The organism is Nocardia albiluteola, assembly GCF_018860155.1.
In the GTDB taxonomy this organism is placed as follows: Bacteria; Actinomycetota; Actinomycetes; order Mycobacteriales; family Mycobacteriaceae; genus Nocardia; species Nocardia albiluteola.
Genome location: NZ_JAHKNI010000009.1, coordinates 66,348 through 79,461 on the forward strand (window position 1 = coordinate 66,348; position 13,114 = coordinate 79,461).

The 13,114-nt window shown below is 68.3% G+C and carries 14 protein-coding genes; 13 read left to right on the forward strand and 1 reads right to left on the reverse strand.

Annotated features, from left to right (window positions below):
- Positions 1-106 precede the first annotated feature (106 nt).
- From KO481_RS25590 to KO481_RS25600, 3 genes are all read left to right on the forward strand, one after another.
- Positions 107-2,713 (forward strand): MDR family MFS transporter, encoded by a 2,607-nt coding sequence (locus tag KO481_RS25590; RefSeq protein WP_308166785.1) that lies wholly within the window; start codon positions 107-109, stop codon positions 2,711-2,713.
- A gap of 448 nt (positions 2,714-3,161) precedes the next feature.
- Entirely contained in the window at positions 3,162-4,499 is a 1,338-nt protein-coding gene (locus KO481_RS25595; protein WP_215920512.1) for an MFS transporter, read from the forward strand.
- A 130-nt stretch (positions 4,500-4,629) separates the two neighbouring features.
- Complete coding sequence (locus tag KO481_RS25600) at positions 4,630-5,370, forward strand: DUF8020 domain-containing protein (protein ID WP_215920514.1); 741 nt, start codon at positions 4,630-4,632, stop codon at positions 5,368-5,370.
- 27 nt (positions 5,371-5,397) lie between these two features.
- Here the strand turns inward: KO481_RS25600 and KO481_RS25605 are convergent, their stop codons facing one another.
- Positions 5,398-6,393, reverse strand: a complete 996-nt coding sequence (locus KO481_RS25605) for an AraC family transcriptional regulator (protein WP_215920516.1) — start codon at positions 6,391-6,393, stop codon at positions 5,398-5,400.
- 117 nt (positions 6,394-6,510) lie between these two features.
- Between KO481_RS25605 and KO481_RS25610 the strand changes: the two genes are divergently transcribed.
- The 10 genes from KO481_RS25610 (at position 6,511) to KO481_RS25650 (ending at position 13,061) form a co-directional block, all read left to right on the forward strand.
- Positions 6,511-7,485: a quinone oxidoreductase family protein gene (locus KO481_RS25610; RefSeq protein ID WP_215920517.1), complete on the forward strand. Its 975-nt coding sequence runs from the start codon at positions 6,511-6,513 to the stop codon at positions 7,483-7,485.
- 28 nt (positions 7,486-7,513) lie between these two features.
- A complete protein-coding gene (locus KO481_RS25615) occupies positions 7,514-8,407 on the forward strand; it encodes a TauD/TfdA dioxygenase family protein (RefSeq protein ID WP_372452132.1) in 894 nt (297 codons plus the stop codon).
- Positions 8,408-8,448: 41 nt separating this feature from the next.
- Positions 8,449-9,501, forward strand: a complete 1,053-nt coding sequence (locus tag KO481_RS25620; RefSeq protein WP_215920519.1) for a beta-keto acid cleavage family enzyme — start codon at positions 8,449-8,451, stop codon at positions 9,499-9,501.
- Between the two features lie 34 nt (positions 9,502-9,535).
- Positions 9,536-10,114, forward strand: coding sequence for an RBBP9/YdeN family alpha/beta hydrolase (locus KO481_RS25625; RefSeq protein WP_215920521.1), 579 nt, complete (start codon positions 9,536-9,538; stop codon positions 10,112-10,114).
- A gap of 282 nt (positions 10,115-10,396) precedes the next feature.
- Positions 10,397-11,203, forward strand: coding sequence for an acyl-[acyl-carrier-protein] thioesterase (locus tag KO481_RS25630; protein ID WP_215920523.1), 807 nt, complete (start codon positions 10,397-10,399; stop codon positions 11,201-11,203).
- A 67-nt stretch (positions 11,204-11,270) separates the two neighbouring features.
- Positions 11,271-11,402 carry a hypothetical protein gene (locus KO481_RS44030; protein WP_281066194.1) on the forward strand — a complete coding sequence of 44 codons (132 nt, stop codon included), beginning with the start codon at positions 11,271-11,273 and terminating at the stop codon, positions 11,400-11,402.
- A gap of 17 nt (positions 11,403-11,419) precedes the next feature.
- On the forward strand, positions 11,420-11,716 hold the full coding sequence (locus KO481_RS25635) for a hypothetical protein (RefSeq protein ID WP_215920525.1): 297 nt from the start codon (positions 11,420-11,422) through the stop codon (positions 11,714-11,716).
- Positions 11,698-11,949, forward strand: a complete 252-nt coding sequence (locus KO481_RS25640; protein ID WP_215920526.1) for a hypothetical protein — start codon at positions 11,698-11,700, stop codon at positions 11,947-11,949. Before KO481_RS25635 ends, KO481_RS25640 begins: the two co-directional genes overlap by 19 nt.
- Positions 11,946-12,473 carry a hypothetical protein gene (locus KO481_RS25645; RefSeq protein ID WP_215920528.1) on the forward strand — a complete coding sequence of 176 codons (528 nt, stop codon included), beginning with the start codon at positions 11,946-11,948 and terminating at the stop codon, positions 12,471-12,473. Before KO481_RS25640 ends, KO481_RS25645 begins: the two co-directional genes overlap by 4 nt.
- Before the next feature lie 405 nt (positions 12,474-12,878).
- Positions 12,879-13,061 (forward strand): hypothetical protein, encoded by a 183-nt coding sequence (locus tag KO481_RS25650; protein WP_215920530.1) that lies wholly within the window; start codon positions 12,879-12,881, stop codon positions 13,059-13,061.
- The last annotated feature ends 53 nt before the right edge of the window (positions 13,062-13,114 follow it).

Sequence of the window (13,114 nt, forward strand, 5' to 3'; positions counted from 1 at the left end):
CGGCCGCTACGAACGTCGCATAAATCCACCGTGTACGGGGCGGGATCCGTGGGTAGAGTACGACGCGATCGGTTCGCCCGGGGCGGGCTTTGGGAGGGAGACTCTCGTGGACGGTGCGGTGGGCGGTACGGTCGCCGGGTATGTGATCGAGGGTGTGCTGGGGCGGGGTGGGATGGGCACCGTGTATCTGGCTCGGCATCCGCGGTTGCCTCGGTTGATGGCGCTCAAGGTGCTCAATCGGGATGTGGCGGCGGATCCCGAGTTGCGGGCCCGGTTCGATCGCGAGGCCAGTGTTGTTGCCCACCTTGATCATCCGGGGATCGTTGCCGTGCAGGATCGCGGGATCGAGGACGGGCAGCTGTGGCTGGCCATGCAGTATGTGCAGGGCGTGGATGCGAGCCGGCTGGATCCGCGGACAGTGACCGTGGAGCGGGCGGTGCGGATTGTCAGTGAGGTCGCGCACGCCCTCGATTACGCGCACGCTCGCGGGGTTCTGCACCGGGATGTGAAGCCCGCCAATATCCTGCTGGCGGCGGCCGAGGCGGGACGGGCCGAGCGCGCGGTGCTGACCGATTTCGGCATTGCCCGGCTGCTGGCCTCCAACACCCAGCTCACCTCCAGCGGAACCTTCGTTGCCACACTGGCATTCGCCTCGCCCGAGCAGCTTTCCGGTGATCCGGTGGACGCGCGCTCGGATCAGTATTCGCTCGCCTGCAGCCTGTACGCCCTGCTCGTCGGGCAGTCACCGTTCGCCGCCGCCGAGCCTGGGCAGGTGGTGGCGGGGCATCTGGCCAAATCCGTGCCGCCGATCGTCCGACCGGATGTGCCGCCGCAGCTGAATGCGGTGATCGCGCGGGGAATGGCGAAGAATCCGGGCGAAAGATTCTCCAGCGCGGGGGAATTCGCCGCAGCCGCGATGAGTGCGTTGCGGGCCGCGGTACCGGCGGCGGCACCGACCGTGCAATACGCCGGGGCCGTGCGGGCGCCGGGTTTCGCTCCGCCGCCCATGCCCGGCCCGCAGCCGTTCGGTGTGTACCCGGCTCCGGCGCCACGTAATCCGTGGATCGCGTTGTGCGCCTTGCTGGTCGGCGCGTTCTTCCTCGGGCTGACTTCGAATGGCCTCGGGCCGGCGTATACGGAGATCATGCACAGCATGGCCGCGACCAACGGCATGCTGACCTGGATGACCACGGGTTATGCACTGGCCGCACTGGTTCTGCTGCCCGCCGCTGCCCGACTCGGAGATCGCTTCGGCCCCAAGAACATCTATATCGCGGGCCTGGCATTGCTGATGCTGGGCGCCGCCGGATGCTTCCTCGCGGCGAACATGGCGATGCTCACCGTGTTCTTCGCCATTCAGGGGCTGGGCATGGGACTGATGCTTCCCCAGCCGCTGGCCGTGATCATACGAACCTTCCCGCCGGAACGGCGCGGCGCGGCGCTCGGTGTATGGGCGGGCATCGGGGCCCTGACGGTTCTGCTCGGCCCGGCCGCGGACGCTGCGCTGGTCGAGCTGGTGAGCTGGCGGATGATCTTCGTGCTCGACATCCCCTTCGGTGTCCTCGCCCTGATACTGGCCGCGGTGCTGGTGCCGTCGCTGCCGGCGCAGCGGCGACCGGCGGACCCGGTCGGACTCCTGCTTTCCATGGTCGCGCTGGCGCTGTTGGTCGTGGGTATCACCCAGTGCGGCAGTCACAGTGGGGATCTGATCTGGATCGCGGTATTGGTTGCCGGGCTGCTCGTGTCGGGTCTGTTCGTGTTCCTGCAGGCGCGCAGCGGGGCTGAGGGAATCGTTCCGGCCCTGCTGTTCCGGGACGGCGAGGTGGTGCTGTCGAATGCGGCTGTCGCGGCGGCGTCGGCAGCGCTCGTATCGTTGACGATGGCGCTCGGTCTGACGCTGCAAATGGCGCACGGCTGGGCGCCGCTGAAGGCGGCCCTGTTGTTGATACCCGCCGCAATCGTCGCCGTGGTCGGTGGGCCGATAGCCGGGGTGATGTCCGAACGAACACGTCCCGCCGTGATCGCGACGATCGGATTCGGGCTCTTGGGACTGTCGCTCCTCGGTCTGCTGCCGTTGACGTCATCCACCGCCACCTCGCTCGAGCTGATCTTGCTGACAGTGCCGGGCGCGGTCGCCGGGGCCGGTATCGCCTGTCTGTGGACATCCCTGGCGTCGACCGCGACCCGCGTCGTGCCGATCCCCCCGGCGGGCGCGGGTGCGGCCGTTCACATTATCGCTCGCCAGCTCGGTCTCATGATCGGTGAAGCGGTGGTGGTCGGCGTCTTCACCCATGCGGGGAGCCGTTCCTCGTCGACCCATTCGTTCGCGACAGCGCACGCGTTGGCGCAGGCGGCGAGCGGTGCAATGCGGACGGCGGTGCTCGTCACCCTGGTGTTCGTGCTGCTCGGTGGGATCGCCACTGGTTTTCTCGCCCGACGCCGACCCCCCTCGGATGCCGCAACGATCGAATCAGCCCCGCAATACATTCCCGACATGGGCCGGACGACGACGCCTGTGGTGGCCGGTGCGCCTGGCGGATGGAACCCACAGAACGCCTGGGCGGCGACGCCCCCGCCGGCCCCGATGCCGGGCAATGCCGGATGGACCCCCACCGCGCCAATCGCCCCGACGGACGCGCAGGTGGCCACACCTCAGCCGCCTCAACATCCGGGCGGTGACGGGTGGAACCCCCACGGTGGGTCCCTCGGGTAAACCTCGAACTGTCAGACCGTCCTCCACTACTCCCTCGGCCCCGACTATCAGCCAATTCCGGTCACGGACCCGTCGTTTCCACAGCCGGACAACGCTATTCGTAGCGCCGCGGCCGGGCAACCCGCCGATCATCCTGGATGCGGGCCGCGTTCGACCGCGACCCGGCAAAGAACGACGGACACACCTTCGAGTTCGAGGAATGGCGGCTGCGGGAGATGCGGGGAGCTACTGCCGCCGCCCGCACCGGCGACCTGGCTGCGCGGCGCCACGGCTGCATGTCCCGTGATGGGCGGAATCGTGTCCCGTTGAGGTAAGCGTGGGGTGCATTCGCTCCCTAGTGTTGTGTGCGTCACATCGAGCGGACCGCGGTATTCGATGCCGCGCCCGCCGATTCCCTCGGTACCGGTGGGCGGTTCGTCGTGCCCGCCGGTTTTGCGTAGGAGCGCCAATGCAGTTGCGTACCAACCCTGTCGGGCCACCGCCCCGGACCGCCGGAGTCTCATCCGAGGCGGGTTCGGGCCGCTCCGAGCGGTATCCCTGGCTCGTATTCGTCTTGGCCTTCGGGCTGCTGCTGGCGGACTACATGTCCAGGCAGGTCCTCAGTGCGGTGTTCCCGCTTCTGAAAAGCCAATGGGGGCTGTCGGATTCGAAGCTGGCCTCGCTCGGCAGCGTGGTCGCGCTGATGGTGGGCATCCTCACGTTACCGCTGTCGTTGCTCGCCGACCGCTGGGGGCGGGTGCGCAGTCTGGTTCTGATGGCGGTGCTGTGGAGCGTCGCCACCGTGATGTGCGCGGCGGCGAGTGATTACTCGCAGATGCTCGGCGCCCGCTTCCTCGTCGGGGTCGGCGAGGCCGCCTACGGCAGCGTCGGAATCGCCGTTGTACTCGGCGTATTCGCGGCTCGCAGGCATGCCACGCTCAGCGGTGCGTTCATGGCGGGCGGCTCGTTCGGATCCGTGCTCGGCGTGTGGTTCGGGGGACTGGTCGCCGTTCATCTGGGGTGGCGGTGGTCGTTCGCGGTGATGGCCGTGGCTGGTCTGGCGCTGGCCCTGCTGTTCAGGCTGCTGGTGAGCGAGGGGAAGTTGGCCCGGCAAGCCGTCTCCTCGCCGGGAGTCGCTGATTCCCTCGCGCCCAAGACATTTCGAGCACCGGTGTCGACATTGTTCACCAACCCGGCGGTGTGGTGCGCGTACATCGGTAGCGGAACGCAACTGTTCACAGCGGCCGTGCTGCTGTCGTGGATGCCGAGCTTTTTCAATCGTTACTACCATCTGGCGCCCGACAATGCCGCCGGACGCGCGGCGCTGGTCGTGCTGCTCGTCGGCGCGGGAATGGTGTGCTGTGGCATCGTCACCGACCGCATCGGCCGGGTGCACACGGAGTACAAGTGGCGCACGGCCATCGCGTTCTGCCTGATCTCGATGCTTTGCCTCGGGATCGGATTCAGTTTGAATCCCGGTGGGCCGCAACTGATTCTGATCGGCATCGGCGCCTGGTTCTCCGGCGGCTCCTCGGGACCCGCGGCCGCGATGGTCGCCGACCTCACCCACCCCTCGGTGCGTGCGTCGGCGATGGGCACGCTGACCCTGGTCAACAGTCTGCTCGGACTTGCGTTGGGGCCCTTCGTCGTCGGCATTCTCGCCGATCACGTCGGATTGTCGGCCGCGCTCCGGCTCGCGCCGCTGTCCTGCCTCGTCGCGATCGCGGCGCTGGCCGCGGGCAGCCGCTTGTATCCCGCAGGACTACGCAAACTCGCCTCCCTGGAACCCTATCGCACCTGGCAGTGATCCGCCGAAGGCCTTGGCGGCGTGGGCGAATGGCCACGCCGCGAGCAGGACTTCGCGCTGATCGACCCGAAGTACCCGAAGTGCGCAGGCCGCCCGGGTCGGCGCTGCATCAACGAAGATGAGGAAGTCAGTGAAGAAGGAAATCGGTACAGCCCTCGTCGCCGCAACGGCGATAACTCTGTCGGCAGCGACGGCATCTGCCACGCCGCCACCCCGGAATGACGGTGCGGCCGTTCATTACACGGTCGCTCGCGACGGTGATTCGGCGGTCCTCACCGTCGGCGACGGACATGTGAAGATTGCCGATGATCAGTTGATCGTCACCGATCTCACCGGCAATCCGGTGGCGGCCGTGCCGCTGACCTATCGCGTGGACAACCTCGCCTATCCGGTCACCGCGCGAATCACCGGCGCCACAGCGACTCTCACGCCGTCCAGGAGCAACCCGCGGCCGCTGCCGGATGTCTCCCGGCACTCGATCGTCACCGCCGAGCAGGCGGCCGAATCCTTCACCCCGCGGGACAGCCAGGCCCTGGGGGCGCTGTCGCAGCGCATGGCGATCGCCGCGGCGGTGAGTGCGGTGCTCGGCGCGGTGCTGGGCGGCGGCATCGGCTGCCTGGTCGGAGGCGCGGCCGGTGCGGCAATCTCCAGTCCGGTGATCGTGCTGCTGCTGCCGTTCGTCGGGGCCACCATCGCCGGGTGCGTGCTGGGCGCGGCGACGCTCGGCGCGGTCGGGTCGATCGCCGGAATCATCCTGGCCGGTGGGCCGATCGCGCTCTTCTCGGCCATCCAGTACTTCTCCACCGTCCTGGCGCCCTGCCCGCCGCAGCTGCCCTACTGCAAGGACCCGGCTCAACCGTCCGGGAAATAGCCGCCCGGGGTGGGCCGCACGCGGCCGTCACCGCGTGCGGCGCCACCGGCTCGGACTGGATCCGAAGTGGGTGCGGAACCAGCGGGTGAAGCTGGCGGGACTGGAGAACCCGAGCAGATCGGCGACCTCGGTGAGGGAACGCTGCTGGTTGCCGACGAGTCGTCGCGCGAGGTCCTTGCGCGTGCTGTCGAGGATGTCGGTGAAGGTGTGTCCCTCCGTCGCGAGGTGGCGGTGGATGGTCCGCCGGTCGATGCCGAGGCTGCGTGCGACCTGTTCGACGGTGCAGCGGCCGGTGGGGAGCAGCAGTTCGATGAGCTCCTGGACGCGGTCCCGCGTCGTCGCGGCCGGTCCGGTGTTCGCCGAGTCCAGCACCTGCTGGGCATAGGGGCGCAGGAGCGGATCCGACAGCTGATTGGGGGTGTCGAGATCCGTTGTGTAGACGGTCATTCCGGTGAATTCGCGGTTGAACCGCAGGTGCGGCCCGAACAATCGCAGATGGGTCTCGCGATCGCGGGGGGCCGGATGCGTGAACGTCGTCTCGACGGGTTGCCACCGGGCGCCGAGGAAGACGCGCAGGATTCCGTGCAGCGCGCCGGTCGCGAGCTCGGTGGCCTGCCGGGTGCCGCCCGGTTGGCCGATGTCCAGATCCAGGCGAATCGTGGCGATGCCGTTGCGTTCGGCGAGCCGGATGCGCAGCGATTCGTTGTACATGTGCTGATGGCGCACCATGACGGTGAGCGCGCTGCGGACGTCCGGCTCCTCCCTGATGACCAGGCTGAGCGGGCCGAGATTGGACAGGCGGCGGCGCTCGGCGAGCAGCAGGCCGAAATCCTGGCGCCCGGATTCGGTCGCGGATCGTTCGAGCAGTTCAGCGACGGCGGCCGCGGGGACCCACCGATCCTGCAGGCTCAGGCCGGCCGGATCCAGGCCCGTCTCGCGGACCAGCCGGGCCGGGTCGAGGCCGAGGGATTGCCCGAGGCCGACGTAGTCGTTGAGGGCCGCGTACCGGGCCAACGGTTTCACAGCTCACTCCATGTCCCGAGAAGGTCAGCAATGTGTCCCCTGAAGTTAAGCACACGACCCGTTCCCCGCCTACTGTTGGATGCATCACATCCGCCGCGCAGAACAAGGAGATGCACTGTGGCACAGGCTGTTCGCTTCTACGAGATCGGTGGGCCGGAGGTGCTGCGGTGGGAACGCGCCGAGGTTCCGGCTCCGGGTCCCGGCGAGGTCCGGATCCGGCACGAGGCCGTGGGGCTGAACTTCGCCGACACCTATTTCCGGACCGGGCTGTATCCGGCCGCGCTGCCCGCCGGGATGGGCGTGGAGGCGGCCGGGGTGATCGAGGAGACCGGCCCGGGCGTCACCGAGTTCGCACCCGGTGATCGCGTCACCTACACCGGCAGCCCGCTGGGCGCCTACAGCACCGAACGGGTCCTGTCCGCCGAGCACCTGATCCGGCTGCCGGACTCGATCGCCTTCGACACCGCGGCCGCCATGACGATGCGCGGGCTCACCACGGCGTATCTGCTGCGGCGGATCCATCCGCTGCGGGCCGGGGACACCGTGCTGCTGCATGCGGCGGCGGGCGGGGTCGGACTGATCTTCCTGCAGTGGGCGAAACTGCTGGGGCTCACCGTGATCGGCACCGTCTCCACCCCGGAGAAGGCCGAGATCGCCCGCGCGCACGGTTGCGATCACGTGGTGATCTACACCCGTGAGAACGTGTCCGACCGCGTCCGCGAGATCACCGGCGGCGCCGGGGTGCGCGTCGCGTACGACAGCATCGGCAAGACCACCTTCGACACCTCGCTGGATTCGCTGGCGCGGCGCGGACTGCTGGTGTGCTTCGGCACCGCCTCGGGCCCGATTCCGCCGATCGATGCGATGCAGCTGGCGATCAAGGGATCGGTGTTCGTGACCCGTCCTGCCCTGGCCGATTACATCGCCGATCCCGCCGAACGCGCCGAACTGGCGGGGGAGTTGTTCTCTCACGTCGCCGCGGGCCGGATCCGGATCGAGATCAACCAGAGCTACGAACTCGCCGACGCCGTGCGGGCGCACCGGGACCTCGAGGCCGGGATCAGTGTCGGCTCGTCGGTGCTGCGGCCCTGAACAATTCGAGAAGACTGAAGGAGTTTCGTTGAATACCGTTGCACCGCTGGAACATCGGGCAGTCGATGGCGTGCTCGAGGCGCGGCCGCTGACCTGTCATATCGGCGCCGAACTCATCGATGTGGATCTCGCCGCCGTCGCACACAGCGACGAACTGTTCGCCGACCTGCGGGCGCTGCTGCTGGAGTACAAGGTGCTGTTCGTGCGCGATCAGGACATCTCCCGCGCCGATCATGTTGCGCTGGCACGTCGTTTCGGTCCGCTCGAGGATCATCCCGTGCTGGGTAGCGACCCGGAGAATCCCGGTTTGGTGCGCATCTACAAGGATCTCGACAGCGCCCCGGAGCACTACGAGAACTCCTACCACTGCGACGCGACCTGGCGGGAGTGCCCGCCCATGGGCAGCGTGCTGCGGTGCGTGCAGGGCCCGCCGGTCGGCGGGGACACCATCTGGGTGAACATGGCCGAGGCGTACCGGCGGCTGCCCGAATCGGTGCGCGAGCGGATCGACGGCCTGCACGCCCGGCACTCGATCGAGGCGAGCTTCGGCGCGGCGATGGCCCCCGAACAGCGGCTGCAGCTGCACGCCCGGTACCCCGACGCCGAACATCCCGTCGTGCGCACCCACCCGGAGACGGGCGAGAAGGTGCTGTTCGTGAACTCGTTCACCACCCACCTCGTCGACTATCACACGCCCGAGCACGTGCGCTTCGGCATCGACTACGCCCCCGGGGCCGCGGAACTACTGCAGTACCTGATCCGGCAGGCGAGCGTGCCCGAGTTCCAGGTGCGCTGGCGGTGGACCGAGAACAGCTTCGCGATCTGGGACAACCGCTGCACCCAGCACTACGCCGTGCAGGACTACTGGCCCGCGGTGCGCCGCATGGAGCGCGCGGGCATCATCGGCGACAAGCCGTTCTGAAATCTCCAGTACATCAACACATTTGAACAAGGAGCATTATCATGCACTTCCACGACGACGCGCTGTTCCCGGAGAACCAGGACAACCTGGTCATCACCGCGGCTCCTTACGGTCCGGAGTGGGAACCGGACGACTTTCGCGAGGATCTGCCACTGACCATGGAGGAGCATGTGCAGCAGGCGGTGGACTGCTTCGAGGCGGGCGCCACGGTCCTGCACATCCATGTGCGCGAGCTGGACGGCAAGGGATCCAAGCGCCTGTCGAAGTTCAACGAGCTGCTCGCCGGGCTCCGCTCGGCCGTTCCGGAGATGATTCTGCAGGTCGGTGGCTCGATCTCGTTCGCGCCGGAAGGTGAAGGCGCGGACGCGAAGTGGCTGTCCGACGACACCCGGCACATGCTGGCCGAGCTCGACCCGAAGCCCGATCAGGTGACGATCGCGATCAACACCTCCCAGATGAACATCATGGAACTGATGACCCCCGACGACATCGCGGGGACCTCGATGGAACGGCCCGAACTGGCCGCGGCGTATCGGGAGATGACGGTTCCGGCCGGTCCCGAGTGGGTCGCGGAGCACCTGAAGCGGTTGCGGGCCAACGGTATTCAGCCGCACTTCCAGCTGTCGAGTATTCCGCAGCTGGAGACGGTGGAGCGGCTGATCCGCCGCGGGGTGTACAGCGGTCCGCTGAACCTGACCTGGGTGGGCATCGGCGGCGGCTTCGACGGACCGAACCCGTACAACATCATGAACTTCATTCAGCGGGTCCCGGACGGCGCCTGCCTGACCCTCGAAACCCTCATGCGCAGTGTACTTCCGGTGAATGCGATGGCGATGGCGCTGGGCCTGCACACCCGGTGCGGCAACGAGGACACCATCTGGGGTCGCCGGGGCGAGAAGTTCACCTCGGTGCAGCAGATTCAGCAGCTGGTGCGTATCGCCGGTGAGCTCGGCCGTGAGGTCGCCACCGCGAAGGAGGCCCGGGAGATCTACAAGATCGGGACGGTGTACGCGGACGCCGACGAGACCCTGGCCCGGCTCGGATATGCCCCGAACCGCAAGCCCGGACAGGTCGGATTCACCCAGCACGCCTGACCTGTCGGTGCACCGAAAGGAATTGCCGCACACCATGAACGCCTCGCTAGACCCGACCGTCGTGATCGTGCCCGGCCTGCGCGATCACGTCGAGGAGCACTGGCAGACCCTGCTCGCCGGGACTCTCGACAAGGTACGCATCGTCCCTCCGCTCGAGCGCGACAAGCTCAGCCGCGCGGCCCGGATCGAGGCGCTCGACGCCGTGCTGACCGCCATCGACGGTCCCGTGGTCCTGGTCGCGCACAGTGCCGGTGTGATGATCACCGCGCACTGGGCGCGGCACGCCACCCGCCCCGTGCGGGGAGCGCTGCTGGCGACGCCGCCGGATTTCGAATCATCCTGGCCTGCGGGCTATCCCACCACCGCCGAGCTGAATGACCATGGCTGGAACCCGATTCCGTGGCAGCGCCTGCCTTTCCCGGCGATCGTCGCCGCCAGCACCACCGACCCGCTGGCGTCGTTCCGGCGGGTGTCCGGGATGGCCGAGGCCTGGGGCAGCCGCCTGGTCGACCTCGGCGACGTCGGCCACCTGAACCCCGCCTCGGGGTACGGGCACTGGCCGCGGGGCGGCGAGCTGCTTCGCGAGGTGATCGGCATGTCGTCGCGCGGGTGATCGTCGCGGACGGTGGGGCGGCTGATGCGGACGGCAGTGCGGCCGATACCGGCGGGTGAACGGGATGGCCGAGGCCTGGGGCCCGCGCATGATCCTCGCACACGGGTCCATGGCTGATGCCGGCGGCTGCCCGGCCGACGTTATCGGCGGCGTCCCGGGTCCAGCGCGGTCTCGGGCCGGTGCCGTGTCGAGTGGCACGGTCTCGTACCGGGGCCGTGTCGGGGTTCGGGATTATGCCGTCCGGTCGGTACGCTTGCCTGTGACCACCGAAAGGATGTGTTCATGGGTGCTGCCGCAGCCGTCGACGAGTTGCTGGACATCGCGTCTCCGCTCCCCGCGTGCGGGGACCTGAGCCGGGCGTTCCACAGGGAATGGCCGGTACGCCTGGGGGATACCGACGGTGACGAGCGGCTGCGGCTGGATGCGGTGGCGCGGTACCTGCAGGACATCGGGTGCGACCATCTGCTGGCGGTCGAGGAGGGGGACCTGCACCCGGGCTGGATCGTGCGCCGCACGGTCATCGACGTGCTGGCGCCGATCGGTTTCGGGGACCGGGTGCACCTGCGGCGGTGGCCGTCCGCACTGTCGAACCGATGGTGCAACATGCGCATCCAGGTGCGCAGCGAGGACGGCGGGCTGATCGAGACGGAGATGTTCCTCGTCCACGTCGACATCGAGGCCGGGCGCCCGGCGCGGATGAGCGACCGCTTCATGGCGCCGATGCTCGCGACGACCACCGAGCACCGGCTGCGGTGGCGGGCCGCGCTGCGGGAGAGCACCGGCGTGGACGCGGATACGTGGTCGTTCCCATTGCGGGTCGCCGATGTCGACCGCTACGGCCACGTGAACAACGCCGTGCACTGGGCGGCGGTGGAGGAGGCGCTGGCCCGGTTCCCCGACGCGCAGCGGGCGCCCTACCGGGTGATCCTCGAACACGCCGGGCCGGTGATGGCGGGCGATGACGTGCAGATCCGCGCCTGGCGGGACGCCACCGGACTGTGCGTGCAGCTCGAAGTCGACGGCGGCGCAAGGACATTGGCGAGAATCGAATCCGCCGCGGGTACCGGGCCCGGCGAGAGCTCCTGCTGAGACTCGGCTTTCGCGTGGTACGAGGTGAACCTGTGTGGTGCACTGGTTCATTACTCGGATTGGGGCTGTGGTGAGCGATGCGGGACCGTGGACCGGCGACAGTGAACGTCACAATGCCGAGTGCGGTCGGCGCTGGCTGCCGCTGAACCGCTCGTCCACCGATCCCGACTACCCCGAGGCGTGGTACTGGGGCCGGTGACGCTCGCAGCGTCCGCCATGAACCCATCGCACCCACCTCGGCCGGGCCGCCGCGCCGGGCGCCAGGCCACCGTCGCACTGGTGGCGCTCGCCGCCGTCGGCACGGTTGCCGCCTCGGCGGCCGCCTACACGCACTCCGCCGCCGCATCGAGCGGAGCGACCACGCACCCGACGTCCGACACCGACTCGTCGGTCGCGCCCGCGACGGACGGCTCGGCATCGCAGCTGGGTACGGACGGCTCGGCGCCGCAGCTCGGGACCGGTTCCGGGCAGGTACACGCCCATTCACAGGGGTCGTGGTCGCCGCGATCGTGATCTCCGCGCTGCTGCGGCGGCGGATCGGACCGCGAGCCTTCCGGCTCGTGCACTGGGCCACCTACCTGCTCTGGCCGATTGCGCTGCTGCACGCGGTGGGCACCGGCACGGACAATACGCAGCCGTGGATGCTCATCGTGGCGGCCGCGTGCTCCGTCACCATCGCCGCCGCCGTGATCTGGCGCGCGAGTAGCGATTTCACCGAATTCCGAACGATCGGGAGCCCGCGATGACAACACAGCTGTCCGGCGCACCGGCGGGTGTCCGGCGTCTGCTCGGCGCCGAGAATCCGAGCCTGCCCGCCCACCTCGACTGTTACGGACCGCAACTGCCGCAACGGGATTCGGGCGAACTGATCTCCGCTGTCGCGGCCGCCGGACTCCGGGGACGCGGGGGCGCGGGATTCCCGGTCGCCAGGAAGCTGGCGGCCGCCGCCGTCGGCGCGCGCGAATGCCATCTGTACGCGCCCGCACCACTTCTCGAACCCATCCGGCGCGCGCTCGGCGAGCGGCGGGCCGCAGGATACGACACCCGCCACGTCGAAATCACCGCGGCGGCAGACGGTTTCCTCGCCGGGGAGAAGACCGCGGTCGTCAACCGTTTGGCAGGGCGGGCGCCCATTCCGTCCGACCGGACGGGGAGCGCCTCGGAGGCCGGGCTGCGGGGTCGGCCCACCCTGGTGCGCGTTTGTCGAATCGGACTGTGGTGGAGCTTGATTCGTCTAGAGCGAGGATCAGGGAGCGGTTCACCATGCTGAGCTGTACGTTCAGCACGGCGGCGGCGATGCAATAAAGTCGGTGCCGAATGACGTAACAGAGGGGATTCGTGCAGTGACCTACCCGCCGCAACCGCCCAACCCAGGCATGGGGTATCCGCCGCAGCCACCCGCGCCAGGTGTGGAATATTCGCCGCAGTCTCCCGCCCCAAGTGGGTACTCACCCGGCTACCCCCAGCAGGCCTGGCATTCCGGACCTACCGGGTATGGCGGGCCGCCTGGTTATGCTCCGATGCCCGGACGTTCTCCGCGGCGGCGGCTGGTGTGGCCCTGGGTTCTTAGCGGTCCGGGTTGAGGGCGCCGATGACATACGAGGTTACCGGTAATCCCGTTGGGGCCATTCGCATTACGTACCGAGATCAGTCCGGTGATACCACCGTTTCGGATGTGACGTTGCCCTGGCAGAAGACCGTCCGTGTGCACACCGGCACGAAGTATTGGGTGAAGGTCGAAACCGATCGCTCACTCGATGTGGATCACGGCTTTCACTGCCGAATCCTTCTTGATGGTCTGGAAGTGGCGGGAGAATCAGCAGCAGTGTGGGAACAACGCATTGATTGCAGCGAGTAGCCCCTCTATCGATCCGTTCGACCGGCCTGGGTCGCGGCGATCAAAGAATCACA

Bases quoted from the DNA above. Each gene is read 5' to 3' on its own strand.
- KO481_RS25595 (WP_215920512.1), top strand. From the start codon at position 3,162: ATGCAGTTGCGTACCAACCCTGTCGGGCCACCGCCCCGGACCGCCGGA.
- KO481_RS25620 (WP_215920519.1), top strand. From the start codon at position 8,449: ATGCACTTCCACGACGACGCGCTGTTCCCGGAGAACCAGGACAACCTG.
- KO481_RS25625 (WP_215920521.1), top strand. From the start codon at position 9,536: ATGAACGCCTCGCTAGACCCGACCGTCGTGATCGTGCCCGGCCTGCGC.
- KO481_RS25630 (WP_215920523.1), top strand. From the start codon at position 10,397: ATGGGTGCTGCCGCAGCCGTCGACGAGTTGCTGGACATCGCGTCTCCG.
- KO481_RS25635 (WP_215920525.1), top strand. From the start codon at position 11,420: ATGAACCCATCGCACCCACCTCGGCCGGGCCGCCGCGCCGGGCGCCAG.
- KO481_RS25645 (WP_215920528.1), top strand. From the start codon at position 11,946: ATGACAACACAGCTGTCCGGCGCACCGGCGGGTGTCCGGCGTCTGCTC.